Source organism: Pseudomonas sp. BNK-45, assembly GCF_047456255.1.
In the GTDB taxonomy this organism is placed as follows: Bacteria; Pseudomonadota; Gammaproteobacteria; order Pseudomonadales; family Pseudomonadaceae; genus Aquipseudomonas.
Genome location: NZ_CP179909.1, coordinates 4,112,055 through 4,137,097, shown reverse-complemented (window position 1 = coordinate 4,137,097; position 25,043 = coordinate 4,112,055). Strand labels below are relative to the sequence as shown.

General features: G+C 64.8%; 26 protein-coding genes. 23 read left to right on the top strand and 3 right to left on the bottom strand.

The window, feature by feature from the left end:
• Positions 1–2 precede the first annotated feature (2 nt).
• The 8 genes from pnuC (at position 3) to ACMGG8_RS19000 (ending at position 6,377) form a co-directional block, all read left to right on the top strand.
• A complete protein-coding gene (pnuC, locus tag ACMGG8_RS19035; RefSeq protein WP_060839370.1) occupies positions 3–566 on the top strand; it encodes a nicotinamide riboside transporter PnuC in 564 nt (187 codons plus the stop codon).
• Positions 563–1,087 (top strand): AAA family ATPase, encoded by a 525-nt coding sequence (locus ACMGG8_RS19030; protein WP_414158150.1) that lies wholly within the window; start codon positions 563–565, stop codon positions 1,085–1,087. The genes pnuC and ACMGG8_RS19030 overlap by 4 nt, the downstream gene beginning before the upstream one ends.
• Positions 1,088–1,415: 328 nt before the next feature.
• Positions 1,416–1,859, top strand: a complete 444-nt coding sequence (locus tag ACMGG8_RS19025; protein ID WP_060839372.1) for a hypothetical protein — start codon at positions 1,416–1,418, stop codon at positions 1,857–1,859.
• Between the two features lies 1 nt (position 1,860).
• Positions 1,861–2,439, top strand: coding sequence for a hypothetical protein (locus ACMGG8_RS19020; RefSeq protein WP_060839373.1), 579 nt, complete (start codon positions 1,861–1,863; stop codon positions 2,437–2,439).
• A 63-nt stretch (positions 2,440–2,502) separates the two neighbouring features.
• Positions 2,503–3,492 (top strand): hypothetical protein, encoded by a 990-nt coding sequence (locus ACMGG8_RS19015; RefSeq protein ID WP_060839374.1) that lies wholly within the window; start codon positions 2,503–2,505, stop codon positions 3,490–3,492.
• Between the two features lie 63 nt (positions 3,493–3,555).
• Positions 3,556–4,236, top strand: coding sequence for a C39 family peptidase (locus tag ACMGG8_RS19010; RefSeq protein WP_060839375.1), 681 nt, complete (start codon positions 3,556–3,558; stop codon positions 4,234–4,236).
• 51 nt (positions 4,237–4,287) lie between these two features.
• Positions 4,288–5,028 (top strand): hypothetical protein, encoded by a 741-nt coding sequence (locus ACMGG8_RS19005; RefSeq protein WP_060839376.1) that lies wholly within the window; start codon positions 4,288–4,290, stop codon positions 5,026–5,028.
• 47 nt (positions 5,029–5,075) lie between these two features.
• Positions 5,076–6,377 (top strand): hypothetical protein, encoded by a 1,302-nt coding sequence (locus ACMGG8_RS19000; RefSeq protein ID WP_060839377.1) that lies wholly within the window; start codon positions 5,076–5,078, stop codon positions 6,375–6,377.
• A 67-nt stretch (positions 6,378–6,444) separates the two neighbouring features.
• Here ACMGG8_RS19000 and ACMGG8_RS18995 read toward each other — a convergent pair whose 3' ends face one another.
• A complete protein-coding gene (locus ACMGG8_RS18995) occupies positions 6,445–7,770 on the bottom strand; it encodes a sigma-54 dependent transcriptional regulator (protein WP_060839378.1) in 1,326 nt (441 codons plus the stop codon).
• A gap of 354 nt (positions 7,771–8,124) precedes the next feature.
• On the opposite strand from ACMGG8_RS18995, the gene ACMGG8_RS18990 reads away from it, so the two are divergent.
• Positions 8,125–8,391 (top strand): hypothetical protein, encoded by a 267-nt coding sequence (locus ACMGG8_RS18990; protein ID WP_042941674.1) that lies wholly within the window; start codon positions 8,125–8,127, stop codon positions 8,389–8,391.
• 253 nt (positions 8,392–8,644) lie between these two features.
• Here ACMGG8_RS18990 and paaX read toward each other — a convergent pair whose 3' ends face one another.
• Together paaX and paaY are read right to left on the bottom strand one after the other, a co-directional pair.
• A complete protein-coding gene (gene paaX, locus ACMGG8_RS18985; RefSeq protein ID WP_060839379.1) occupies positions 8,645–9,568 on the bottom strand; it encodes a phenylacetic acid degradation operon negative regulatory protein PaaX in 924 nt (307 codons plus the stop codon).
• A gap of 82 nt (positions 9,569–9,650) precedes the next feature.
• On the bottom strand, positions 9,651–10,244 hold the full coding sequence (paaY, locus tag ACMGG8_RS18980) for a phenylacetic acid degradation protein PaaY (protein WP_060839380.1): 594 nt from the start codon (positions 10,242–10,244) through the stop codon (positions 9,651–9,653).
• 374 nt (positions 10,245–10,618) lie between these two features.
• Between paaY and paaF the strand changes: the two genes are divergently transcribed.
• The 14 genes from paaF to paaZ all read left to right on the top strand — a co-directional run bounded on the left by paaF (position 10,619) and on the right by paaZ (position 24,785).
• The gene (gene paaF / locus ACMGG8_RS18975) at positions 10,619–11,392 is read left to right on the top strand and encodes a 2,3-dehydroadipyl-CoA hydratase PaaF (RefSeq protein WP_414158149.1); all 774 of its coding nucleotides are present in this window, start codon (positions 10,619–10,621) and stop codon (positions 11,390–11,392) included.
• A gap of 46 nt (positions 11,393–11,438) precedes the next feature.
• Entirely contained in the window at positions 11,439–12,230 is a 792-nt protein-coding gene (gene paaG, locus ACMGG8_RS18970) for a 2-(1,2-epoxy-1,2-dihydrophenyl)acetyl-CoA isomerase PaaG (RefSeq protein WP_060843641.1), read from the top strand.
• 2 nt (positions 12,231–12,232) lie between these two features.
• Positions 12,233–13,753, top strand: coding sequence for a 3-hydroxyacyl-CoA dehydrogenase PaaH (gene paaH, locus ACMGG8_RS18965; protein ID WP_414158148.1), 1,521 nt, complete (start codon positions 12,233–12,235; stop codon positions 13,751–13,753).
• A complete protein-coding gene (paaI, locus tag ACMGG8_RS18960) occupies positions 13,746–14,195 on the top strand; it encodes a hydroxyphenylacetyl-CoA thioesterase PaaI (RefSeq protein WP_060839384.1) in 450 nt (149 codons plus the stop codon). The genes paaH and paaI overlap by 8 nt, the downstream gene beginning before the upstream one ends.
• Positions 14,188–15,393 (top strand): 3-oxoadipyl-CoA thiolase, encoded by a 1,206-nt coding sequence (gene pcaF / locus ACMGG8_RS18955; protein ID WP_414158147.1) that lies wholly within the window; start codon positions 14,188–14,190, stop codon positions 15,391–15,393. The genes paaI and pcaF overlap by 8 nt, the downstream gene beginning before the upstream one ends.
• A gap of 81 nt (positions 15,394–15,474) precedes the next feature.
• Entirely contained in the window at positions 15,475–16,794 is a 1,320-nt protein-coding gene (paaK, locus tag ACMGG8_RS18950) for a phenylacetate--CoA ligase PaaK (protein WP_414158146.1), read from the top strand.
• A 178-nt stretch (positions 16,795–16,972) separates the two neighbouring features.
• The gene (gene paaA, locus ACMGG8_RS18945) at positions 16,973–17,962 is read left to right on the top strand and encodes a 1,2-phenylacetyl-CoA epoxidase subunit PaaA (RefSeq protein ID WP_414158145.1); all 990 of its coding nucleotides are present in this window, start codon (positions 16,973–16,975) and stop codon (positions 17,960–17,962) included.
• 29 nt (positions 17,963–17,991) lie between these two features.
• On the top strand, positions 17,992–18,273 hold the full coding sequence (gene paaB, locus ACMGG8_RS18940) for a 1,2-phenylacetyl-CoA epoxidase subunit PaaB (RefSeq protein ID WP_060843646.1): 282 nt from the start codon (positions 17,992–17,994) through the stop codon (positions 18,271–18,273).
• Positions 18,274–18,281: 8 nt separating this feature from the next.
• Entirely contained in the window at positions 18,282–19,043 is a 762-nt protein-coding gene (gene paaC, locus ACMGG8_RS18935; protein ID WP_414158144.1) for a 1,2-phenylacetyl-CoA epoxidase subunit PaaC, read from the top strand.
• On the top strand, positions 19,030–19,560 hold the full coding sequence (paaD, locus tag ACMGG8_RS18930) for a 1,2-phenylacetyl-CoA epoxidase subunit PaaD (protein WP_414158143.1): 531 nt from the start codon (positions 19,030–19,032) through the stop codon (positions 19,558–19,560). Before paaC ends, paaD begins: the two co-directional genes overlap by 14 nt.
• A 28-nt stretch (positions 19,561–19,588) precedes the next feature.
• On the top strand, positions 19,589–20,665 hold the full coding sequence (paaE, locus tag ACMGG8_RS18925) for a 1,2-phenylacetyl-CoA epoxidase subunit PaaE (RefSeq protein WP_060839391.1): 1,077 nt from the start codon (positions 19,589–19,591) through the stop codon (positions 20,663–20,665).
• A 50-nt stretch (positions 20,666–20,715) separates the two neighbouring features.
• A complete protein-coding gene (locus ACMGG8_RS18920; protein ID WP_102863492.1) occupies positions 20,716–21,024 on the top strand; it encodes a DUF485 domain-containing protein in 309 nt (102 codons plus the stop codon).
• Entirely contained in the window at positions 21,021–22,667 is a 1,647-nt protein-coding gene (locus ACMGG8_RS18915; RefSeq protein WP_414158142.1) for a cation acetate symporter, read from the top strand. Before ACMGG8_RS18920 ends, ACMGG8_RS18915 begins: the two co-directional genes overlap by 4 nt.
• Positions 22,668–22,730: 63 nt before the next feature.
• A complete protein-coding gene (gene paaZ, locus ACMGG8_RS18910; RefSeq protein ID WP_414158141.1) occupies positions 22,731–24,785 on the top strand; it encodes a phenylacetic acid degradation bifunctional protein PaaZ in 2,055 nt (684 codons plus the stop codon).
• Positions 24,786–25,043 lie beyond the last annotated feature (258 nt).

The following is a 25,043-nucleotide window of genomic DNA, read 5'->3' as shown; positions in this document are numbered from 1 at the left end:
CCATGTCCGGGCTTGAACTGTTTGCCGCTGCGCTAGGCGTGATCGCCGTCTGGCTGACGGTCAGGCAGAACCCCTGGTGCTGGCCCATCGGCCTGGTCATGGTGCTGCTCTACAGCTGGATCTTCTACGAGGTCAAACTCTATTCCGACATGCTCCTGCAGGTGGTCTACGCCGTGCTGCAGCTCTATGGCTGGTGGCAATGGACCCGGGGTGGCGATCAGCATCAGGGGCGCCCGGTCAGCCAGTTGCAGACCGTCGGCCTGCTCCAGGGCCTGGCCCTGGGGGCGCTGGGCAGCCTGTTGCTGGGCGCGGCCATGGCCCACTGGACCGACGCTGCCCAGCCCTGGCTCGATGCCGCCCTGACCGCCTTCAGTCTGGTGGCGCAGTGGTGGATGGCGCAGAAACGCGTGCAATGCTGGCCTTTGTGGATCGCCGTGGACGTGATCTTCGTCGGCCTGTTCGTCTACAAGGCGCTGTACCTGACCGCCGCGCTCTACGCCCTGTTCACCCTGCTGGCGGTCCAGGGCTGGCGCACCTGGCGCGCCGACCCGGCCCTGCAATCGTGAAGGTGCTGGTCCTCACCGGCCCCGAGTCCAGCGGCAAGAGCTGGCTGGCGGCCGAGCTGCAAGCGCACTTCGGCGGCATCCAGGTGGGCGAGTACGTGCGCCACTTCATCGAGCAGGAACGCCGCGACACCTGCCTGGCGGACATCCCCGCGATCGCCCGTGGCCAATTGGCCTGGGAGGATCAGGCGCGCTCGCAGCAGCCGGCCCTGCTGATCCTCGACACCCACCTGCTGAGCAACCTGCTGTGGAGCCAGGCCCTGTTCGGCGATTGCCCGGCCTGGCTGGAGCCGCAACTGCTGGCCCGCCACTACGACCTGCACCTGCTGCTATCACCGGAGGATGTGGACTGGAGCGATGACGGTCAGCGCTGCCAGCCGCAACTGGAACAGCGCCTGGCCTTCTTTGCCGCCACCCGGCAGTGGCTGGAGCGCCATGGGCAAGCCTATCGGATCATTCGCGGGGATTGGCAGGCGCGCCGGCAACAGGCCTTTGCCCAGGTCCGGCAACTGCTGCAGGACTGATCCTGCAGGGTGGCCGGGCACCAGAGTGTCCATTTCTGAAACACTCCCCAGCCGATCAGGCCGCCATTTCCGGGGCCTGCGTCACGCGCGGGGGAAACTGTTAAGTCACTGATACACCCCTGCAGCAACCCCTGTTGCAGAGCATTTGCAAGGCCATGGCTAGTGGCCGGCATGGCGAACTGTCTCAAGCATGAAACAGTCAGGCGGCCCATTTCCGCACTGCATTCGCAAGCCCTTGAATATGCAAGACAAATCAAAAGCGGCACGGCTTCTGCTCTCTCCCTGTCAACGCTGACTAGGGCCAGCACTGAGAAGAAGGAATGCCGCCGTGGGGACTCTGAAGCAACGTTTCACCCGCCTACTGCTGATCGGCTGTGCCGTCAGCGCGGTGCATAGCCTTCCGGTCCTGGCAGCAGGCAATGGCCAGATCGTTCTGGAACGCCAGGTGCATCCGACCCCTGCCGGTCGTCCCCTGAATCTGGATCCCAACCCGACCACGGTCAACGCCAATCCGTCGGGGCCGGTCACCGGCACACTCAACAACGAAATGAGCGACAGCGAGTTCGCCGGCATCAACAGCGGTTCGCTGGTTCGCGGCGCCGTGATGCCCAACGGCAGCGGGGTCGCCGGCCTCAACGTGGTGACCAATCCCAACGGCCTGCCCGGCATGAGCGCTGGCCACGGTGGCGGCTCCGGGTCGTCGATCTCCGGGTCGATCAACCGCTCCATCAGCTCCGGCATGGCGCCGTTGAGCAACATCGGAGGCCGCTGAGATGAAGCGCTCACTGCTGTTTATCGCCCTGCTGGCCTGTACTTCAGCCATGGCCGACAGCGCCACCCAGGTCCAGGACACCGCGACCCTGAACAATTCCGGCTCGGGTTACACCGGCAACCTGAACATCAACCAGGCCGCCGGCGACCAGCAACAGCAGACCAACGTGCGGGCCATCGCCATCGGCACCAATGCCAAGGCCAGCACCAGCGTGACCCAGAAGATCACCACGCCAGCCGACCGCTCGGTCAATGCCAGCAGCACCATCGGCGGCCACTCTTTCAGCAACGGCAACGGCGCGCTGGGTGTCAACCAGTCGTCCGGGGCCAATAACCAGATGGTCAATGCCTTGCGGATCAGCATCAGCGCCAATCCGCAAAGCATCGACGACAGCGCGCTCTCGCAGCAGAACGTCGCGCTGTTACCAAGCTCGGGCGCATCTGACCCTCAGCAAGGCAGCCGCCAGGTCGTTACCAGCGACCAGGCCTTCACCGGCAGCCGTGGGGTGATTCAGGTGAACCAGAGTGCCGGGGTGGGGAACCGCATGGCTAACACCCTGAGCATCCGGGTCGCCGATTGACCCGTCGTAGTGCAATTAGAAAGTACCAACACTTAACCAACTAATAAGCACCGGAGAAACACCATGAAACCTACAATGGCTCTCAAACCACTGGTTTTCGCACTGGCCGCAGTCATGGCAATGGCCGCTCAGGCAGGTGGTAACGAACATGGTCACAACGGCGGTCATGGCAACGGCCATGGCGATCACAACCAAGGTCCGGATCTCAACACTCTGCTGCAAATCACCGCTGGGGCCGGTGCTGCAGTGATCGACGTGCAGAACAGCAACACCAACGTGGTGAAAAATCAGGGCACCAACAACAACGCCAAGATGGACAACTCCCTGAACAGCTCCAACGGCAACATGGGCGCCAACGTCGCCGCCGGCGACGGCAACCAACAAGACAACGCTGCTGCCCTGGCAACCGCTGATGAAAGCTTCATCTTCGGCAGCGCCGTGGCCGCTTCCAGCGCCACCCAGGTCAACAACAACAACTACGTGAAAAACTCGTCGACCCAAAACAACGCGACGATGAACAACTCCGGCAACAACGGCTCCGGCAACATCGGCGTCAACGTCACCGCCGGCGACTTCAACCAACAGAAAAACAACCTGGCCATTGCCGTGTCCGGTGGTCGCGTAGCCACCGCCGCCGCCTCGGCCAACCAAACCTCCACCAATCTGGTGGTGGATAACAAAGGTGTCCAGGCCTACAAAAAAGACACCCTCACTGGCGGCTTCGTGGCCTCCGGCAGCTACAAAGGCACCGGCAGCGGCAAGATCGAAGGCGGCGACGATCACAGTGGTCATGGCTATGGCGACAACAAAGGCCACGGCAACGACGATCAGAAACTCACCTTCAAGGAACAAGGCACCATCGAACTGGCCGGCTACTGGACCCAGCAAGTGCTGACCAAAGACGGCTGGAAAAACCCAGTGGTCAACAACGCCAGCATGACCAACTCGATGAACGGCTTCTCCGGCAACGGCGGCGCCAACGTCTCGGCCGGTGTGGGCAACCAACAAAGCAACTCGCTGTCCATCGCCGCCGGCTGCAAAGCCTGCATGTAGTAGCGATCGTAACGAAAGCCCCGGAAACGGGGCTTTTCCACAGTCTCACCAGGCGTAACGATCATGCGTACTGCGATCATCATTCTACTGTTGAGCCTATGCGGCCCTGTGTACTCGGCACAGATGGCCGTGGCCGGACTCGCGGGCGGCGGCCTGATCTTCAAGCAAGTGCAAAGCGTGCGTGAGCGCAAATTCAGCGACATCGTCGAACAGAAGACCGACTTCAGTTGCGGCGCCGCAGCGCTGGCAACCATCCTGCGTCAGGCCTACTGGCTGGACGTCAACGAGGAACAAGTGATCAAGGGCATGCTGATGAATTCGGACCAGAAGCTGGTCCAGACTCAGGGCTTCTCGATGCTTGACATGAAACGCTATGCAGAAAGCATCGGCATGCGCGCCAGGGGTTACCGGATTCCTCCGGAAAAGCTCGAGGCGGTGACCATCCCGGTGGTCGTACTGATGGAAATTCGCGGCTACAAACACTTCGTGGTGATGCAGCGGGCCCAGAAAGACTGGGTCTACATCGGTGATCCGGTGCTGGGTCACAAACGCTACACCCATGAAGACTTCGTCAAGGGCTGGAACGGCATCGTCTTTGCCATCATCGGCCCGGGCTATGACAAGGCCAACGCCCTGCTCGACCCGCCCGCCCCGCTGACCGCGAAAAACAAGCTCGACACCTTCTACCCAGTCAAAGACGCGGAACTGATGGATTTCGGTTTCATCCAGAGCGACTTCTTCTAAGGGGATCGCGCCACGATAAAAAAGGGGGGCAGGACGCTCCGGGAGCAGCAGATGAAGACTACATACTGGCTGGCAGCGGCCTGTCTGGCAGCAGCGCTTCCAGCCCATGCTGGTTTCAAACCCATCGAAGTCCAGGACCAGGAACTCTCGCAATTGCGGGGCCGCTACGTGATGCCGGGACGGATCATCAGTTTCGGCATCGTCATGAGCAGTACCTGGCGCAACGCCAGTGGCGACCTGATCGGCGCCACCAGCACCCTGCAGATTCAACAGTCCACCGTCACCCCGCAATTCTACGTCACCACCATCAACCAGGCCGGCAACGGCAGCACGCCTTCTCAAGGCACCGGCAACGTGATCGGTGGCGCCGGCCTGGGCACCGGCCAGGGCGTGACTCAGGTGGTGCGCGCCGCCGGCGACGGCAACAGCGCCTACAACAACGTCAGCATCAATGTCAGCGAAGCCAATCAGGCGCCCGGCCTGAGCAGCAACCCCGGCCAGGCCCTGCTCAGTGGCCAGACCATCACCGGCAGCAATGCCGCCGGCAGTGTCTCGGTGTCGGCGCTCAATGGCGGGATCCAGATGGCCATTCTGGCCAGCGCCAACCAGGGCGGTACCTTGCAGCAGGTGGGCCAGGGCAACGTCCTGCAGAACACCCGGCTGCTGGGCAACAGCAACCTGGTCAGCAACCTGACCCAGCTCAACGTAGTCCTGCAAAACAACGGTCCCAGCAAAGGGGCACTGGACTGCAACCTGACCACCCTCAATGGACTACGCAATTTGAAATTCTGAACTACGCTTTTTTCGACCATTGGGGTTCACAAGGGACGGTTTATTTCATGTATCGATCGGTTTCACTGCGCGCGGTTGTATGTTTGAGCACTCTATTTCCGGCGGCGGCCTTGCAGGCGGCGCCTGATGCGGACGTAGAGACCCTGAAACAAGAACTTCTGGAGCTGAAGCAACGTTACGAAGTGCAGCAGAAGGCGCTGGCAGTGCTGGAACAACGGGTACGCCAGGTCGAAGACCAGCCTGCGGCGCCTCCTCCCAAGCGCCTGGCAAAATCACCCGCCGACCTCAAGGGCAACCAGCAGGTTGCCGGCAGAGGGGCCGCAGCAGCGTCAGGGGGCGCTGCGGGTGGCGCGAGCTATGGCCAGTCACTCAAGGATGACTCGACGCCGGCGCAGAGCGTGACCAACCTCTACGACGAGGCCAGCGGCTTCTTCGGCGGCGGCAAGTTCAGCGTTGAAACGGGCATCAGCTACGCCCGCTACGACACCCGTCAACTGACTCTCAACGGCTTTCTGGCCCTGGACTCGATCCTGCTGGGCACCGTCAACCTGGATCGGATCAAGTCCGACACCTGGACCCTGGACCTGACCGCCCGCTACAACCTGGACAACCGCTGGCAATTCGATATAAACGCGCCGGTTATCTATCGCGAGTCGACTTACCAGTCGGGTGGCGCCAACGGCGGCAGCAGCCAATCCATCTCGGAAAGTACCGTCACTCGCGACCCGACTCTGGGTGACGTCAACGTCGGGGTGGCCTACAAGTTCCTCGACGAGTCCGACTCCCTGCCTGACGCCGTGGTCAGCCTGCGGGTCAAGGCGCCCACCGGCAAGGACCCTTTCGGTATCAAGTTCATCAATCCGGACCCTGGCAACAACAACCTGGTCGTGCCTGAAAGCCTGCCGACCGGTAATGGTGTCTGGTCGGTGACCCCCGGGATCTCGCTGGTCAAGACGTTCGACCCGGCGGTGCTGTTTGGCAGCCTGTCCTACACCCACAACCTGGAAGAATCGTTCGGCGACATCAGCTCCAATGCCGGGCAGAAGATCCCCGGCAAGGTGCAATTGGGCGACAGCTTCCAGATTGGCGCCGGTGTAGCCTTCGCCCTCAACGAAAAAATGAGCATGGCGTTCTCGGTATCGGATCAGATCCAGAAGAAGAGCAAGATCAAGTACACCGGCCAGGACTGGCAAACGGTGGAGTCCAGCGACGCCAACGCCGCCTACTTCAACGTCGGCATGACCATTGCCGCCACCGAACACCTGACCATCGTGCCCAACCTGTCCCTGGGCATGACCCAGGATGCGCCCGACTTCACCTTCAGCCTGAAATTCCCGTACTACTTCTGATCCACCCAAAACAACAAGGCCCGCGACGATTCCCCAATCGCCGCGGGCCTTGGCGTTTCTCCCCGCCCTAGCGGATCTGATGCTTGTGCAGCAAACGGTAGAAGGTCGGGCGCGAGATCCCCAGCACCCGCGCCGCAACGCTGAGGTTGTCGCTGTGCCGGTTGAGCACATCGCACAGGGCCTCGCGCTCGGCGCGGTGCTTGTAGTCCTCCAGGGTGCCCATGGGCAGATCCTGGGCCTGGAGGCTCTGCAGCCCCAGATCGCTGGCCTGAATCTGCCGCCCCTCGGCCAGTACCAGGCCCCGGCGCACCCGGTTGGCCAGTTCACGGACATTACCCGGCCAATCGTGCTTGCCCATGGCCACCAGGGCATCCTCGCTGAAACTGCGGGGCCGGCGCCCGGTTTCCTGGCTGTAGAAATGGGCAAAGTGACTGGCGAGCATGCCCAGGTCGCCGTGACGCTCGCGCAAGGGTGCGGTGATCACCTGCAACACATTCAGCCGGTAGTACAGGTCCTCACGGAAACGGCCAGCGGCGATCGCCGCCTCCAGATCGACGTGGGTCGCCGCCAGGACGCGCACATCCACTGGAATCGGCTGGCTGCCGCCAACCCGCTCGATGTGTTTTTCCTGCAGAAAGCGCAACAGATTGGCTTGCAGCTCCAACGGCAAGTCGCCGATCTCATCGAGAAACAAGGTGCCGCCATGGGCGGCCTCGATCCGCCCGACCTTGCGCTGATGGGCGCCGGTAAAGGCGCCCTTTTCATGGCCGAAGAGCTCGGACTGGATCAGGTGCTCGGGAATCGCCCCGCAGTTGATCGCCACAAAGGGCTTGTCGTGACGCTGGGACTGGCGATGCAGGGTGCGCGCCACCAGTTCCTTGCCGGTGCCGCTCTCACCGCGGATCAGTACTGGCGACTCGGTGGGCGCCAGTTTGCTCAGCAACTTGCGCAAGTCGCGGATCGGCCGGCTGTCGCCGAGCAACTCGTGCTCGGGCTGGTCCACATGAATCGAGCCCTGGCCGCGCAGGCGAGCCATGCCAAAGGCCCGGCCCAGGGTGACCTGAACCCGGGATACGTCGAATGGCAGCGTATGGAAATCGAAAAACCATTCGCAGACGAAGTCACCGACCTTCTGCAGACGCAGCACTTCCGGACTCAACACCGCGATCCACTCGGTGCCGCTGTGGCTGATCAGCTCCTTGACCGCCTCCGGGCGCTCCAGGTGAAAGGGCTGCAGGCGCAGCAGGCCGACATCGCAGGAACGCTCGCGGGCCGCTTCCAGGTCACAGCTGTCGACATCCCAACCTATGGTGCGCAATCCGGGTAACAGGCGGTGACAGTCGTCACAGGGATCGACCACCAGCAGGCGCCGCTGCACAGGAGCTTCGAGCATGAGTATTCCTTGACGCCAAAAGTTCGAAAAAGTTATTAGAAACAGTGGTTTGGCAAACCTGGCTGTAACATTAGCAAGAACTTGACGGCCGAATGTATCGATTGCTTATAGCGTCGATTACCAAAAGAACTAAGCGGTCGGCGAACGGGCTCTGCGAGCGACTGATTGTCGCAGTAGTTTTTAAAAAGCGCCGCAACTAATGGCCCGCCCACAAGCGTGCAGCACGAAAGTTGTAAAAACTTGTTTTTCGGTGTGACCCGATCCCCACCTCAGTGCATCAGTACACATAACCAGCCGAACGGTAAGCCCAACCGACGGCACATCATCTGATTGGGCACACAGAGAGAAGACCCCATGAACGCCCCGCTCCGTAGAAACGAAGCACTTTTGATCGCCGACCGCGCATTCAAGCCTTTTCAATGCGTGGCCTGGGCCCCACAGGACGGGAACGGCGAACTGAGCCTGACCGTCATCGACCGTACCAGCACCCGTATCGGCCAGACCCGTATTCCCACCAGCGCCTACTCCGATCCGGCCCAGCTCGAAGACCTGCTCAAGCAGGCCCGGGCTGAACTGAGCCAGGAAGGTTATATCCTGCAGTCCTGGGCCATGCCCAAGTAAGGGATGCTGTTAACGGATCACCCTACGGGGTGATCCGTTATTCAAGACAAACAACTAAGCACGCTATCTATCTCCCCTCTTCCAACAACTTTCGCGCCCTGCCGCTGGTTGTTTCTGTTGTTATGAACGAGTCACCGCGAAGCATGTTTCTGGCAACTAGCCAGCGCACTTAGTGGGCCTTTGCCAGGTGACCGCGCCCCAGCCCCATCAACGGATCGCTGAAACTGCCCGGCCCGGTCACCAAAGCTTGCGCCTAGAGCAGTCCGCCAAAGCGCCGGTAGTAACTCTCGCCGACATCCGGCAGCGGACCGTCGGCGTTTTCCAGGGCGCTGGCCAGCCATTGCTCGGCCTTGGCCTGGATCAAGCGATAGATATTGCGGCACAGCTGGCGTGCTGCCCGCCCCTCCCAGTCCCCGGGAAGCAGCTCGTCCGGCAACTGCGGATCACGCAGCAACAGTTTGCGGTACTCATGGATCAGCAGCAGACGGGCCAGGAAACAGTCGGCCGGCTGCAGTTGCTCCTGCTCGCGCAAGGCCTGCCACAGCGGGCGGAACAACTGGATGAACTCGCTGTAATGCGCCGCCAGCTCATCGATGTTCCAGCTCTCGCGCACTTGCAGGCGCAGGGCCCTGGAACCCAGGACATCCTCGGCCGTGGTGCAAAAGACAATGGTGTCTTCCTGGGCGCCCAGTTCCTGCAAGGTGGCATTGACGTCGGCGCGATCACTGCGCGGACAGGCCAGCAACAGCGGCGACATCGCGGCAAAACCTTGCCATTCCAGCTCCTCACGCACCTGCTTGCGCAGCTCCGGTTGCAACTGCGAGAGCATCACCAGGCACCAGGAGCCGTCCCAAGCCGGCACAGCGGCGCTGTACACCCGCTTGAAGGCCTTGTCGAAACGCCGGCGGCCACTGAGGGTCAGGCTGTAGTAGCTGCGACGCCCGACCTTTTCAGCGCTCAGCCAGCCCTCCTTGCTCAAACGGAAGATCGAAGTGCGGATCAGCCGCTCGTTGATCCCCATGGGTTCCAGCAATTGAATCAGGCTACCCAGCCAAACCGTGCCGCCATGGGGCTCGATGGCATCGCCGTACAAGGTGATGATCAGCGAGCTGGCGCGGATCGGGGTCTGTTCCTGAAAGCGTTTGATCAGATGATTCAGTGGCGCGAGGGACGACATGGACGTACCGGAAAAAAAGGAAGAAATATAGCGGGTTTCAAGGGCAAGCAGCGGCCCGAGCCGTTGATTGCCGCGCTTGGCCTCAAAGACTGTGCTTGGGGCGCACCTGGCTGCCGGCAAACCTTGGCCGGTCGGCCTCCACCTGCACCAGTGGCTCACAGACCTGCATCCGTTCCAGGCAGCGTCGGGTCAGGTGCTGATATTCGCGGGTGCCGGCCTGTTTCCAGGCCACTTCCTGATCACTCAAGGTACGCGTGACCCGAGCCGGCGCGCCCATCACCAGCGACTGCGGCTCACACGCGAAGCCGGCCTTGACGAACGCCGCCGCCGAAACGAAGGAGCGCGCCGCGATGACCGCGTTGTCCATCACCACCGCGTTCATGCCCACCAGCGCATCGGCGCCGATCCGGCAACCATGCAACACCGCGCCATGGCCGATATGACCGTTGCGCTCGACCACTGTATCGCTGTCGGGAAAGCCGTGCATGACGCAGGTGTCCTGCAGATTGGCGCCCTCTTCGAGGATGATCCGCCCGAAGTCCCCTCGCAGGCTGGCCAGCGGCCCGACGTAGCAGTGCGGACCGACGATCACATCACCGATCAGCACCGCCGAAGGATGTACATAAGCACTGGGATCGACCACGGGAGTCAATCCATCGAGGCTGTAACACGTCATGCTCTACCCCTGTCCAAACACCAATAGACCACCGTTGCCGGCGAATGCAGCACCGCAACAGCGCGACGCGACTTAAGCCTATTACAAAACTAATGAAGCCAGCATTTTGTATCAGATTATTCTCGACACACAAGAAACCCTGGTCGAGCAGCGCACCGCCCCTCCTGCACGCCCTGAAAAGCCCTTAAACAGCTTGATCAAGCCAGATCAAGCTCTCCAGCCAGACATCTTGCACGGCAAACAATGAGACACATTAATCAATATCGCTATTGATTTTATGTATCGCTTTGGCGATATACTCGGCCAAAACCGGCTCCCCAGCCGATCCAATAATCGAGCCGGCAACCGGCCGCAACCTCCCGAGGAGGTTCACCATGCCTCAACACCTTGCAGTCGACACCCCGAGCGGTGGCGTTCGCCTGATCACCCTGCAACGTCCGCAAGCCCTCAACGCCCTGACCACGGCCCTGTTGGCCGAGCTGGCGCAGGCCCTGGCTGAAGCCGAGGCCGACCCGCATACCCAAGTCGTGGTCCTGACCGGCAACCGCAAGGCCTTCGCCGCCGGCGCCGACCTCAAGGAAATGGCCGAACGCGACCTGACCGGCATCCTCAACGATCCGCGCCAGTCCAGCTGGGAACAGATCCGCCGCTTCAGCAAGCCGCTGATTGCCGCGGTCAACGGCTTCGCCCTCGGTGGCGGCTGCGAGCTGGCCATGCACGCCGACATCATCATCGCCGGCGAGGACGCACGCTTCGGCCAACCGGAAATCAACCTCGGGATCATGCCCGGCGCCGGCGGCACCCAGCGCCTGCCGCGCACCGTCGGCAAGTCCCTGGCCATGCAGATGGTGCTCACCGGCGAAGCCATAGATGCCCGGCATGCCCTGCGCGCCGGCCTGGTGAGCGAAGTCACCCAGCCGGAGCTGGTGGTCGAGCGCGCCCTGCAACTGGCCCGCCTGATCGCCGGCAAGGCGCCACTGGCGCTGCGCCTGGCCAAGGAGGCATTGCTCAAGGCCATGGACACCGACCTGGCCAGCGGCCTGCGCCTGGAGCGCCATGCCTTTACCGTGCTGGCCGGCACCCGCGACCGCGAGGAAGGCATCGCCGCATTCCAGGAAAAACGCCCGGCGCAGTTCTCGGGCCACTGAGAACAACCCGCACCGTCCCTTTCGACCTGCACAGAGTGTCCCGACCATGAACTTCGCCACCCTCCTGTTCTCCATCGACCAGGGCGTCGCCCTCATCAGCCTCAACCGCCCCGAACAGCTCAACAGCTTCACCCCGCAGATGCACGGCGAGTTGCGCAGCGCCCTCAAGCAGGTGCGCAACAACCCCGAGGTGCGGGTGTTGCTGCTGACCGGCGAAGGCCGCGGCTTCTGCGCCGGGCAGGACCTGGGCGAGCGTAACGTCGCCCCCGGCGAGGCGCCGCCAGATCTGGGGCAATCCATCGAAGCCTTCTACAACCCGCTGGTGCGCGAGCTGCGCGACCTGCCATTGCCGGTGATCTGCGCGGTCAACGGCGTGGCCGCCGGCGCCGGAGCCAATCTGCCCCTGGCTTGCGATCTGGTGCTGGCGGCGCGCTCCGCGAGCTTTATCCAGGCGTTCTGCAAGCTGGGGCTGATTCCCGATTCCGGCGGCACCTGGCTGCTGCCCCGGCTGGTGGGCATGGCCCGGGCCAAGTCCCTGGCCATGCTCGGCAACCGCCTGAGCGCCGAGCAGGCCGAACAATGGGGGCTGATCCATCAATGCGTGGACGACGACGCGCTGCGGGACGAAGCCCTGCGCCTGGCCCGCCACCTGGCCAGCCAACCCACCTATGGCCTGGCCCTGATCAAGCGCAGCCTGAATGCCAGCCTGCACAACAGCTTCGACCAGCAGCTGGATCTGGAGCGCGACCTGCAGCGCCTGGCGGGCCGCAGCGCAGACTACCGCGAGGGCGTCAGCGCCTTCCTGGAAAAGCGCAGCCCCGTCTTCAAGGGGTGCTGAACATGAACCCACTCAGCCATAACGCCCGTATCGCCGTGGTCGGCGCCGGGGCCATGGGCGCCGGTATCGCCCAGGTCGCGGCCCAGGCCGGGCACCCGGTGCTGCTGCTGGACAAGCGGCCGGGCGCCGCGGCCCAGGCCATTGCCGCGATCGACCAGCGCCTCGGCCAGCGAGTGCTCCAGGGCAAGCTTGCGCAGAGTGCCCAGGAGGCCGTCCGCTGCCGCCTGCAGGCGGCGCAGAGCCTGGAGCAACTGGCGGACAGCGACCTGATCATCGAAGCCATCGCCGAACAGTTGCCGGCCAAACAGCAACTGTTCGCCGAGCTGGAAGCCCTGTGTCGCGCCGACTGCATCCTCGCCAGCAACACCTCTTCCCTGTCGATCACCGCCATTGCCGCCGGCCTGCGCCACCCACAGCGCCTGCTGGGCCTGCACTTCTTCAACCCCGCGCCAGTGATGGCCCTGGTGGAGGTGGTGCGCGGGCTGGCCAGCGATCCGGCGCTGGCGGACGACCTGTACCGAACCATGAGCCGCTGGGGCAAGCATCCGGTGCACAGCCGCTCGACCCCGGGTTTTATCGTCAATCGCGTGGCCCGGCCCTTCTATGGCGAAAGCCTGCGCCTGCTGCAGGAAGGGGCCGGCGACTGCGCCACCCTCGACGCCCTGCTGCGCGAGGCCGGCGGCTTCGCCATGGGCGCCTTCGAACTCACCGACCTGATCGGTCAGGACATCAACTACGCGGTGACCTGCTCGGTGCACGCGGCCTATTACGGTGATCCGCGCTACCAGCCGTCACTGATCCAGAAGGAGTTGGTGGATGCCGGCTACCTGGGGCGCAAGAGCGGCCAGGGCTTCTATCGCTACGCCGCAGACGCGTCACGCCCGCCCGCCGTCGGCCTGAGCAGCGACACGACCGTCGACCACTGCGTCGTGGAAGGCGACCTGGGCTGGGCTGCCCCCCTGGTCCAGCGCCTGGAGAGCCGGGGCGTCCAGGTGATCCGCCGCGACGGTCGGGGCCTGCTGCGGGTCGGCGAGGCGATCCTGGCGCCGAGCGACGGCCGCCCGGCCGGCCGGCGGGCCCGGGACGAAGGCCTGGGCAACAACCTGGTGCTGTTGGACCTGGCCCTGGACTATCGCCAAGCCAGCCGCCTGGCCATCAGTTGCCCCCAGGCGATCGCGCCCCAGGCCCTGGACCAGGCCGTCGCCTTGCTGCAACGGGCCGGGCTGCAGGTCAGTCGGCTCAGCGATACCCCGGCGCTGGCGGTCTTGCGCACCGTGGCGATGCTCGTCAACGAAGCCGCCGATGCCGTACTGCAGGGCGTGGCCTCGGCGGCGGATATCGATCTGGCCATGCGCAGCGGGGTCAACTACCCCCTGGGGCCCCTGGCCTGGGCCGACCAACTGGGCCTGCACCCCCTGCTCAAGGTGCTGGAACACCTCCAGGGCGCCTATGGCGAGGAACGCTACCGGCCCTCCCTGCTGCTGCGGCGCCACGTGGCCGAAGGGAGGACCTTCCATGACTGAGCAAGCCGCCATGGAGCTGGCCCGACGCTGCGCCCAGGGCCTTTTCCAGCGCGACCGGGCCAGCCAGGCGCTGGGCATGCGCCTGCTCTCGGTGGCCCCTGGCGCGGCGCGCCTGGGCATGACCGTCAGCCAGGACATGCTCCAGGGCCACGGCACCTGCCACGGCGGCGTGCTCTTCGCCCTCGCCGACTCGGCGTTCGCCATCGCCTGCAACAGCTACGACCAAGCCACGGTGGCCATGGGCTGCAGCATCGAATACATCGCACCGGCGCATCAGGGAGACACCCTGACCGCCGACTGCCATGAACAGAACCGCAGGGGGCGCACAGGGCACTATGCGGTTCGCATCGAAAACCAGCAGGGACAGCTGATTGCCCTGTTTCAAGGCAAATCCTACAAAGTGCGCGGCCCAGTGCTGACACAGGAGACAGACCATGAATGACGCACTGATCATCGATGCCGTCCGAACCCCAATCGGACGCTATGCCGGGGCGCTGAGCAGCGTGCGCGCCGACGACCTGGGGGCGATTCCCCTGCGCGAACTGCTGCGCCGCCATCCGCAGGTCGACTGGAGCGAGGTGGACGACCTGATCTACGGCTGCGCCAACCAGGCCGGCGAGGACAATCGCAATGTGGCCCGCATGTCGGCACTGCTGGCCGGGCTGCCGACCCGCGTATCGGCGGTCACCCTCAACCGCCTGTGCGGCTCAGGGCTGGATGCCGTGGGCAGCGCCGCCCGAGCGATTCGCAGTGGCGAGGCCGGGCTGGTCCTGGCCGGCGGCGTGGAATCCATGTCCCGGGCACCCATGGTGCTGGCCAAGGCCGAAAGCGCCTTCTCGCGCCAGGTCGAGCTGTACGACACCACCCTGGGCTGGCGTTTCGTCAACCCCTTGATGCAGCAGCAGTACGGCATCGATTCGATGGCCGAGACTGCGGAGAACGTCGCCGAACAGTTCAGCATCTCCCGCGCCGATCAGGACGCCTTCGCCCTGCGCAGCCAGCTGCGCGCCAGCGCGGCCCAGGCCAGCGGCCGCCTGGCCCGGGAGATCGTCCCGGTAAGCATTGCCCAGCGCAAAGGCCCGCCGCTGGAGGTGAGCGTCGATGAACACCCCCGGGCCGCAACCACCCTGGAACAGCTGCAGAAACTGCCGACGCCCTTCCGCCCTGATGGCAGCGTCACCGCTGGCAACGCCTCGGGACTCAACGACGGCGCCTGCGCCCTGCTGCTGGCCAGCCCGGCCCTGGCCCAGCGTCATGACCTGCGGCCCCGGGGCCGGGTGGTGGCCATGGCCACCGCCGGGGTCGAGCCCAGGATCATGGGCATCGGCCCGGTGCCGGCCTGCCACAAGGTGCTGGACCTGGCCCAGCTCAGCCTGGCGGACCTGGACGTGATCGAGCTCAATGAGGCCTTTGCCGCCCAGGCCCTGGCGGTGCTGCGCGAACTGGGGCTGGCGGACGACGACCCGCGGGTCAACCCCAACGGCGGCGCCATTGCCCTGGGGCATCCCCTGGGCATGAGCGGCGCGCGACTGGTGACCACCGCCCTGCACGAACTGGAGCAGCGTCAGGGACGTTATGCCCTGTGCACCATGTGCATCGGGGTCGGCCAAGGCATTGCCCTGATCATCGAGAGGCTGTAACAACCTCAGGATTCCATCCCTGCATGCACTCAGACCCCGCCTGCCGGCGAGAGACAAGACAACAACAATTCGAGTGAAACCATGAACATGCCGATTGCCCGAACCGTGCCCGATACCCCGCTGGACCCGATGGAAACCGCCAGCATCGACCAGTTGCGCCAGCATCAACTGGAGCGCCTGCGCTGGAGCCTCAACCACGCCTACGAGCGGGTGCCCCTGTATCGCCAGCGCTTCGACGCCCTGGGCGTGCACCCCCAGGACATCCGCCACCTGGAAGACCTGGCGCAACTGCCCTTCACCACCAAGTCCGACCTGCGGGACCACTATCCCTACGGCATGTTCGCGGTGCCGATGCAGGAGGTGGCGCGCCTGCACGCTTCCAGCGGCACCACCGGCAAGCCCACGGTGGTCGGCTACACCCGCAACGACATCGACACCTGGGCCCAGGTGGTGGCGCGCTCGATCCGCGCCGCCGGCGGCCGACCGGGAGACAAGGTGCACATCTCCTACGGCTACGGCCTGTTCACCGGCGGCCTGGGAGCGCACTACGGCGCCGAGCGCCTGGGCTGCACGGTGATCCCCATGTCCGGCGGCCAGACCGAAAAGCAGGTGCAACTGATCAAGGATTTCCAGCCGGACATCATCATGGTCACGCCCTCCTACATGCTCAACATCGCCGACGAGATCGAACGCCAGGGCCTGGACCCGCAGCAACTGGCACTGCGCCTGGGCATCTTCGGCGCCGAACCCTGGACCGATGAACTGCGCGGCGCCATCGAGCGGCGCCTGGGCATCAGCGCCCTGGACATCTACGGACTGTCGGAGATCATTGGCCCCGGGGTGGCCATGGAATGCGCCGAAACCCGCGACGGACCGACCCTGTGGGAAGACCACTTCTATCCCGAGATCATCAATCCGCAGACCGGCCAGGTCCTGCCCGACGGGGAAATGGGCGAACTGGTGCTCACCTCCCTGACCAAGGAGGCGCTGCCGATGATCCGCTACCGCACCCGCGACCTGACCCGCCTGCTACCGGGAACGGCACGCCCCATGCGGCGCATCGACAAGATCACCGGACGCAGCGACGACATGCTGATCATTCGCGGGGTCAACGTGTTCCCCACCCAGGTCGAGGAACTGGTGCTCAAGGCCGAGCACCTGGCGCCCTGCTACGAGATCCACCTGTACCGCCACGGCAATCTCGACAGTGTCGACATCCATGTCGAGCTCAAGAGCGAGCACCAGCACCTGGGGGACCCGCAACAACGGGCCATCTGCAGCGAGTTGAGTCGCCACATAAAGAACCATATCGGCATCAGCTCACGTATCGTTTTGCAGCCGCCATTCAGCCTGAAACGCTCCGAAGGCAAGGCTTGTCGAGTGCTCGACAAGCGCAAGTAGTCCTCGACAAAAACCAACAGCCCCGCGATGACGGGGCTTTTTTTGGCCTGGACAAACAGCTTGCCGACAAAGCGATACAGAAACACAATATGACACGCTATTTTATGTTTGATATTTATTTGTGTATCACATATAAACATCACAGCCTCATCCACACCTTCAACCCGGGAGACACTGCATGTACGCACAGCTGGTAGACACGGGGGTCAAGCGCATCACGCCGCTGGCAGAAATGTCCGAGCAGGAACGCACCTTCCAGGAAAAAATCGACGGCGAGATCAAGATCGAGGCCAAGAACTGGATGCCCGATGCCTACCGCCAGACGCTGATCCGGCAGATCTCCCAGCACGCCCACTCTGAAATCGTCGGCATGCTGCCGGAAGGCAACTGGGTCACCCGCGCCCCGACCCTCAAGCGCAAGCTGCAACTGATGGCCAAGATCCAGGACGAAGCCGGTCACGGCCTGTACCTGTACAGCGCCATGGAAACCCTGGGCGCCGACCGCGACGAGGAAATCGCCAAGCTCCACAGCGGCCGCGCCAAGTACTCGAGCATCTTCAACTACCCGACCCTGAACTGGGCCGACATGGGCGCGGTGGGCTGGCTGGTGGACGGTGCCGCCATCGTCAACCAGGTGGTGCTGCAGCGCACCTCCTACGGCCCCTACGCCCGGGCCATGGTGCGCATCTGCAAGGAAGAGAGCTTCCACCAGCGCCAGGGCTACGAAATCCTCCTGACCATGATGCGCGAGGGCAACCAGGCGCAGAGAGACATGGTCCAGGACGCCATCAACCGCCTGTGGTGGCCGGCGCTGATGATGTTCGGCCCCAGCGACGAACACTCCCCCAACAGCGCCCAGTCCATGGCCTGGAAAATCAAGCGCCAGAGCAACGACGAACTGCGTCAGCGCTTCATCGACCAGACCATCCCGCAGCTGGAGCTGTTGGGCTGCACCTGCCCCGACCCGGACCTGAAGTGGAACGCCGAACGCGGCCACTACGACTTCGGCGAGATCCAGTGGCAGGAATTCTACGAGGTGCTCAAGGGCAATGGCCCATGCAACCAGGAGCGCCTGGAAACCCGCCGCTGGGCCATCGACGACGGCGCCTGGGTGCGGGCCGCCGCCGTGGCCCACGCCCAGAAACAAGCCAACAAGAACGCCGCCTGAGCGCGCCAGCCTGATCCGGAGTCAATCCCATGTCTGAATGGACCCTTTACGAAGTCTTCGTGCGCAGCAAGCACGGCCTCAATCACAAGCATGTGGGCAGCGTGCACGCCGCCGACGCCGCCATGGCCATGACCAACGCCCGGGACCTGTACACCCGGCGCAGCGAAGGCGTGAGCCTGTGGGTAGTGCCATCGGCGCAGATCGTCGCCTCCTCCCCGGATGACAAGGACCCGCTGTTCGATCCGGCCGACGACAAGGTCTACCGCCACGCCAGCTTCTACCAGCTGCCCCCTGAAGTCGGACACATGTGAGGCCGGCCATGAACCCTGCAAACGATCTGATCAACCACCTGCTGCGCCTGGGCGACAGCGCCCTGATCCAGGGCCAGCGCCTGTGCGAATGGTGCGGCCGGGCCCCGGCCCTGGAAGAAGAACTGGCGCTGATGAACGTCGGCCTCGACCTGGTGGGCCAGGCCCGCAACTGGCTGGACTACGCCGCCGAACGGCTGGCCGATGGCCGCGACGCCGATCACCTGGCCTTCCGTCGTGACGAGCGGGCCTACCGCAACCTGTTGCTGGTGGAGCAGCCCAATGGCGATTTCGCGGTGACCCTGCTCAAGCAGTTCTTCTACGACGCCTGGCACCTGGAAACCCTCAAGGGCCTGAGCCAGTCGGCGGATGAGCGGATGGCCGGCATCGCCGCCAAGGCCCTCAAGGAAGTCACCTATCACCTGCGGCGCTCCAGCGAATGGATCGAGCGCCTGGGAGACGGCACCGAGGAAAGCCACCAGCGCATGCTGCAGGCGATCCCCCGGCTGTGGCGCTTCACCGGTGAGCTGGTCGAGCACCACGCCACGGAAATCGAGCTGCACCGGGCCGGCCTGTGGGCCGATCCGGTCCAGGTGGCCGAGGCCTGGCGCGCCACCGTCGAAACCCACTTCGCCCGGGCCACCCTGCCCGTGCCCGAGGCGCCGAGCCATTTCTACCTGGATGCACGCCGGGGCCTGCACACCGAGCACCTGGGCCCACTGCTGGCCGAGATGCAATTCCTGCCGAGGGCCTACCCCGATGCGGTCTGGTGAGCTGATCGGCAGCGACCAGGGCGCGCGGAGCCTGCAACGGGGCGACCTGGACCTGGCCTGGAGCACCCTGGATCAGGTCATGGACCCGGAAGTGCCGGTGGTCAGCGTGCTCGACCTGGGCATCGTCCGCGACCTGGACTGGCAGGCCGGCCATCTGCAGGTGGCGCTGACCCCCACCTACTCCGGCTGCCCGGCCACCGAGGTGATCGAGAACGACATTCGCCAGGCCCTGGAACAGGCCGGCTTCAAGGCTCCGCGCCTGGTGCGCCAACTGACCCCGGTCTGGACCACCGACTGGATCACCGAGCGCGGTCGCCAGCGCCTGCGGGCCTACGGCATCGCGCCGCCCTCGGGCAGCAGCAAGCGCAGCCTGCTGGGGGACGCGCCCCAGGTGCTCTGCCCGCAATGCGGCAGTGCCCACAGCGAGCGCCTCAGCGAGTTCGGCTCCACCGCCTGCAAGGCCCTGTACCGCTGCCGCGACTGCCTGGAACCCTTCGACTATTTCAAGTGCATCTGAGCCGCCCGCGCCCCAGAGGAGAATCACCATGAGCCAGTTCCACCGCTTGACCATCAAGGATGTACGCAGCGAGACCCGCGATGCGGTGTCCATCGCCTTCGAGATTCCCCGGCACCTGCAAGCGCAGTTCCACTTCACCCAGGGCCAGCATCTGGTGCTGCGCACCGAACTGGAGGGCGAGGAAGTTCGGCGCTCCTACTCCATCTGCAGCGGGGTGAATGACGACGAGCTGCGCATCGCGGTGAAACGCGTCAGCGGCGGGCGCTTTTCGGCCTTCGCCAACGAACGGCTCAAGCCCGGGCAGTCGCTGGAGGTCATGCCTCCGGCCGGCCGCTTCCATGTCGAGCTGGAGCCGACCCGTCGCGGCCACTACCTGGCGGTGGCCGCGGGCAGCGGCATCACGCCGATCCTGTCGATCATCAAGAGCACCCTGGAAGGCGAGCCGCTGAGTCGCATCACCCTGCTCTACGGCAACCGCTCCAGCGCCTCGGCGCTGTTTCGCGAACAGCTGGAGGACTTGAAGAACCGCTATCTGCAGCGCCTGAACCTGGTGTTCGTGTTCAGTCGCGAACAGCAGGACATCGACCTCTACAACGGCCGCATCAACCAGGACAAATGCCGGCAACTGTTTTCCCGCTGGCTCGATGTCAGGCAACTGGACGCGGCCTTCATCTGCGGCCCCCAGGCCATGACCGAAACCGTGCGCGACAGCCTCAAGGCCGCCGGCATGAAGGCCGAGCGCATCCACTTCGAGCTGTTCCATGCCGCCGGCGACGGCCAGAAGCGCCAGGCCCGGGAAGCCGCCCGCGCCCAGGACCCGCAGGTCAGCCGGATCACCGTGATCAGCGACGGTCGGGCCCTGGCCTTTGACCTGCCGCGCAACAGCCAGAGCCTGCTGGATGCCGGCAACGCCCAGGGCGCCGAACTGCCCTATTCGTGCAAGGCCGGGGTCTGCTCCACCTGCAAGTGCAAGGTCATCGAAGGCGAGGTGGAAATGGACAGCAACCACGCCCTGGAAGACTACGAAGTGGCGGCCGGTTATGTGCTGTCCTGCCAGTCCTATCCCCTCAGCGACAAGGTGGTCCTGGACTTCGACCAACCCTGAACCCAACGTCGGTACGCGTGCCCCAGAACAACAACAAGAGAGAACCGCCCATGAGCCCGCAAGAAATAGACCGCATCACCCGCCACCCGGACTTTATCCAGCTGGTCCGGCGCAAGCAGCGACTCTACTGGTCCCTGACCCTGGTCATGCTCCTGGCCTACTACGGCTTCGTTTTGCTGGTGGCCTTCAATCCCGGCCTGCTGGGCCGCTCGCTGTCCGGCGGGGCCACCAGCGTCGGCATGCCGGTGGGCGTGGCGATGATTCTCCTGGCCTTTGCCCTCACCGGTCTTTATGTGTATCGCAGCAACCGGCTGCTGGACCCGCTGAACGACAAACTCAAGCGCGAGTACCGGTCATGAAGCGCGGTGCAGGAGCCTTCCTGCTGCCCTGCCTGCTGGCCTGGGACCTGGCCCTGGCCGCCGACGACAGCGCCCGCCCGCTGAACGGGAACGCCATCGGCATGTTCCTGGTGTTCGTCCTGCTGACCCTGGGCATCACCCGCTGGGCCGCCCTGCGCACCCGCTCGGCCAAGGACTTCTACACCGCCGGCGGCGGCATGAGCGGCCTGCAAAACGGCCTGGCGATTGCCGGAGACATGATCTCCGCCGCGTCCTTCCTGGGCATCTCGGCCATGATGTTTCTCAACGGCTACGACGGCCTGCTGTACGCCCTCGGGGTGCTGGCCGGCTGGCCGATCATCCTGTTCCTGATCGCCGAACGCCTGCGCAACCTGGGCACCTACACCTTCGCCGACGTGGTTTCCTATCGCCTGGCCCAAACGCCGGTGCGCCTGACCTCGGCGTTCGGCACCCTGACCGTGGCCCTGATGTACCTGGTGGCGCAGATGGTCGGCGCCGGCAAGCTGATCGAACTGCTGTTCGGCCTCAGCTACCTCCACGCGGTGATGCTGGTGGGCCTGCTGATGGTCTGCTACGTGACCTTCGGCGGCATGCTGGCCACCACCTGGGTGCAGATCATCAAGGCGGTGATGCTGCTCTCGGGCACCAGCTTCATGGCCTTCATGGTGCTCAAGCACTTCGGTTTCAGCAGCGAGGCGCTGTTCGCCCGCGCCAGCGAGGTGCACGCCAAGGGCAGCGCGATCATGGCCCCCGGCGGGCTGCTGTCGAACCCCATCGACGCCATTTCCCTGGGGCTGGGAATGATGTTCGGCACCGCCGGGCTGCCCCATATCCTCATGCGCTTCTTCACCGTCAGCGACGCCCGGGAAGCGCGCAAGAGCGTGCTCTATGCCACAGGTTTCATCGGCTACTTCTATCTGTTGCTGATCGTGGTCGGCTTCGGCGCGATCGTCATGGTCGGCACCGAGCCCGAGTATCGCGACGCCAGCGGCGCCATCATCGGCGGCGCCAACATGATCGCGGTGCACCTGGCCCAGGCGGTGGGCGGCAACCTGTTCCTGGGTTTCATCTCGGCCGTGGCCTTCGCCACCATCCTTGCGGTGGTGGCCGGGCTGGCGCTGTCCGGCGCCTCGGCGGTGTCCCACGACCTGTATGCCTGCGTGATGCGCCAAGGCCAGGCCAGCACCCAGCAGGAAATGCGCGTCTCGAAGATCGCCACCCTGTGCATCGGCGTCCTGGCGGTGCTGCTGGGGCTGCTGTTCGAATCGCAGAACATCGCCTTTCTCTCGGGGCTGGTGCTGGCGATTGCCGCGTCGGTGAATTTCCCCGTGCTGTTTCTTTCCATGTTCTGGAAAGGCCTGACCACCCGGGGCGCGGTGGGCGGCAGCCTGGCCGGGCTGATCTCGGCAATCGTCCTGCTGATCCTCAGCCCGGCGGTCTGGGTCAATGTGCTGCACCACCCCCAGGCGCTGTTTCCCTACGCCAACCCGGCGCTGTTCTCCATGAGCCTGGCGTTCCTTACGGCCTGGGCCTTGTCCGTCAGCGACCGCTCGCCCCGGGCCGAGCTGGAGCGCGGCCGCTACCTGGCGCAGTTCATCCGGTCCATGACCGGCATCGGCGCTGGCGGCGCCAGCCATCACTGAGTTGTCTCCCGGCGCCCGGTACGGTGCGCCGGCCCTCACTTGACCCTTCGGAGCCTTTCTCCCATGCCACAGTCTCCTACCCTGCAAAGCTTTATCGGCGGCCGCTGGATCGGCCAGCACCCGGCCCAGGCCTTGCGCAGCGCCATCGACGGCCACGAAGTGGCGCGCACCCATGAAGAGCCCCTGGACTTCGCCGAAGCGCTGCAACATGGCCGCGTGAACGGCGCCCGAGCCCTGCTGGCCCTGGATTTCCAGGAGCGCGCCCGGCGCCTCAAGGCCCTGGCGCTGTACCTTGGCGAGCGCAAGGAACAGCTGTACGCCCTGTCCCACCACAGCGGCGCGACCCGGGCCGACAGCTGGATCGACATCGAGGGCGGCAACAGCACCCTGTTCAGCTATGCCGGGCTCGGCGCCCGCGAGCTGCCCTCGGGCAACCTGCTGCACGAAGGCCCGGCACAGACCCTGAGCAAGCTCGGCAGTTTTGCCGGCACCCATATCCTGGTGCCCCGTGGCGGCGTGGCGGTGCACATCAACGCCTTCAACTTTCCCATCTGGGGAATGCTGGAAAAGTTCGCCCCCTGCTTTCTCGCCGGCATGCCCTGCATCGTCAAACCGGCCAGTGCCACCAGCTACCTGACCGAGGCGGCGGTGCGCCTGATGCATGAGTCCGGCCTGTTGCCCGAAGGCAGCCTGCAACTGGTGATCGGCGGCACCGGCGATCTGCTCGATCGCCTGCAAGGCCAGGACCTGGTGACCTTCACCGGTTCGGCGGTCACCGCCGCCACGCTGCGGGCCAACCCCAACCTGATCCGCCACTCGGTGCCCTTCAACGCCGAGGCCGATTCGCTGAACTGCGCGATCCTGGCGCCGGACGTGACCCCGGACGACCCGGAGTTCGAGCTGTTCATCAAGGAAGTGGTGCGGGAAATGACGGTCAAGGCCGGGCAGAAATGCACCGCCATCCGGCGCGCCATCGTTCCGGCCAGGCAGTTGGACGCCGTGGCCACGGGTTTGCGCGAACGCCTGGCGAAGGTGGTGGTCGGCGATCCGTCGCTGGAAGGCGTGCGCATGGGCGCCCTGGCCTCCCACGCGCAACAGCGGGACGTGGCCGAGCGCCTGGAAAGCCTGCTGCACAGCAGCGACCTGTTGTTCGGCGCCCGGGACGGCTTCGAGCCCCGGGGCGAAAACGTCAGCCAGGGCGCGTTCTTTGCCCCGACCCTGCTGCTGGCCCGCGATCCCCTGGCCCAGGGCGGCGCCCACGATATCGAGGCCTTTGGTCCGGTCAGCAGCCTGATGGCCTACGACGACCTGGACCAGGCCCTGGAACTGGCCGCCCGTGGCAAGGGCAGCCTGGTGGCCAGCCTGGTGACCAAGGACCCGGGCATCGCCGCCCAGGTCATCCCCCGGGCCGCGGCCTGGCACGGCCGGCTGCTGATCCTGGACCGCGAGTGCGCCGGCGAATCCACCGGCCACGGCTCGCCACTGCCACAACTCAAGCACGGTGGCCCCGGTCGCGCCGGTGGCGGTGAAGAGCTGGGCGGCCTGCGGGCGGTCAAGCACTACCTGCAGCGGGCCGCGGTGCAGGGGTCCCCGAGCATGCTGGCGGCAGTGACCGGTGAATACGTGCGCGGCGCCAAGGTCATCGAAACCGAGGTCCACCCGTTCCGCCGGCACTTCCAGGACCTGCAGATCGGTGAATCCCTGCTGACCCACCGGCGCACCGTGACCGAAGCCGACCTGGTGAATTTCGGTTGCCTGTCGGGGGACCACTTCTATATGCACTTCGACGAGATTGCCGCCAAGCAGTCGCAGTTCGGCAAGCGCATTGCCCACGGCTATTTCGTGCTCTCGGCGGCGGCCGGTCTGTTCGTCTCCCCGGGGCCGGGCCCGGTCCTGGCCAACTATGGCCTGGACACACTGCGCTTCATCAGCCCGGTGGGCATTGGCGACACCCTGCAGGCGCGCCTGACCTGCAAGCGCAAGATCGATCAGGGCAAGCAGAGCCCCCAGGGCACGCCGCAAGGGGTGGTGGCCTGGGACGTGGAAGTGACCAACCAGTTGGGTGAGCTGGTGGCCAGCTACGACATCCTGACCCTGGTCGCCAAGCGCCCCGACTAAACCCCGCCCCCAGGCAGGCGCTGGCGGGCCAGCGAAGGCGTCCTTGAACGCTGCGCAAGACTCACAGGCCCATTCGTCGGCAAGCCGGCGCCTGCAAGAGCCCCCCGATGGTGTGCCGAGCGTAGGCGCTGGCTTGCCGGCGAAGGCGCCCAGCGGCACTGCGCAGGACCCAAGGGCCTGCTCGCCGGCAAGCCGGCGCCTACGAGGGTGAGGGCCGGATCGCTTGGGTGGAGGCGATTGTCGCAAAAGATTTCATCA

Coding starts and splice junctions, on each gene's coding strand:
- pnuC (WP_060839370.1), top strand. CDS start 3: ATGTCCGGGCTTGAACTGTTTGCCGCTGCGCTAGGCGTGATCGCCGTC.
- ACMGG8_RS19020 (WP_060839373.1), top strand. CDS start 1,861: ATGAAGCGCTCACTGCTGTTTATCGCCCTGCTGGCCTGTACTTCAGCC.
- ACMGG8_RS19015 (WP_060839374.1), top strand. CDS start 2,503: ATGAAACCTACAATGGCTCTCAAACCACTGGTTTTCGCACTGGCCGCA.
- ACMGG8_RS19010 (WP_060839375.1), top strand. CDS start 3,556: ATGCGTACTGCGATCATCATTCTACTGTTGAGCCTATGCGGCCCTGTG.
- ACMGG8_RS19005 (WP_060839376.1), top strand. CDS start 4,288: ATGAAGACTACATACTGGCTGGCAGCGGCCTGTCTGGCAGCAGCGCTT.
- ACMGG8_RS19000 (WP_060839377.1), top strand. CDS start 5,076: ATGTATCGATCGGTTTCACTGCGCGCGGTTGTATGTTTGAGCACTCTA.
- ACMGG8_RS18995 (WP_060839378.1), bottom strand. CDS start 7,770: ATGCTCGAAGCTCCTGTGCAGCGGCGCCTGCTGGTGGTCGATCCCTGT.
- ACMGG8_RS18990 (WP_042941674.1), top strand. CDS start 8,125: ATGAACGCCCCGCTCCGTAGAAACGAAGCACTTTTGATCGCCGACCGC.
- paaX (WP_060839379.1), bottom strand. CDS start 9,568: ATGTCGTCCCTCGCGCCACTGAATCATCTGATCAAACGCTTTCAGGAA.
- paaY (WP_060839380.1), bottom strand. CDS start 10,244: ATGACGTGTTACAGCCTCGATGGATTGACTCCCGTGGTCGATCCCAGT.
- paaF (WP_414158149.1), top strand. CDS start 10,619: ATGCCTCAACACCTTGCAGTCGACACCCCGAGCGGTGGCGTTCGCCTG.
- paaG (WP_060843641.1), top strand. CDS start 11,439: ATGAACTTCGCCACCCTCCTGTTCTCCATCGACCAGGGCGTCGCCCTC.
- paaH (WP_414158148.1), top strand. CDS start 12,233: ATGAACCCACTCAGCCATAACGCCCGTATCGCCGTGGTCGGCGCCGGG.
- paaI (WP_060839384.1), top strand. CDS start 13,746: ATGACTGAGCAAGCCGCCATGGAGCTGGCCCGACGCTGCGCCCAGGGC.
- pcaF (WP_414158147.1), top strand. CDS start 14,188: ATGAATGACGCACTGATCATCGATGCCGTCCGAACCCCAATCGGACGC.
- paaK (WP_414158146.1), top strand. CDS start 15,475: ATGAACATGCCGATTGCCCGAACCGTGCCCGATACCCCGCTGGACCCG.
- paaA (WP_414158145.1), top strand. CDS start 16,973: ATGTACGCACAGCTGGTAGACACGGGGGTCAAGCGCATCACGCCGCTG.
- paaB (WP_060843646.1), top strand. CDS start 17,992: ATGTCTGAATGGACCCTTTACGAAGTCTTCGTGCGCAGCAAGCACGGC.
- paaC (WP_414158144.1), top strand. CDS start 18,282: ATGAACCCTGCAAACGATCTGATCAACCACCTGCTGCGCCTGGGCGAC.
- paaD (WP_414158143.1), top strand. CDS start 19,030: ATGCGGTCTGGTGAGCTGATCGGCAGCGACCAGGGCGCGCGGAGCCTG.
- paaE (WP_060839391.1), top strand. CDS start 19,589: ATGAGCCAGTTCCACCGCTTGACCATCAAGGATGTACGCAGCGAGACC.
- ACMGG8_RS18920 (WP_102863492.1), top strand. CDS start 20,716: ATGAGCCCGCAAGAAATAGACCGCATCACCCGCCACCCGGACTTTATC.
- ACMGG8_RS18915 (WP_414158142.1), top strand. CDS start 21,021: ATGAAGCGCGGTGCAGGAGCCTTCCTGCTGCCCTGCCTGCTGGCCTGG.
- paaZ (WP_414158141.1), top strand. CDS start 22,731: ATGCCACAGTCTCCTACCCTGCAAAGCTTTATCGGCGGCCGCTGGATC.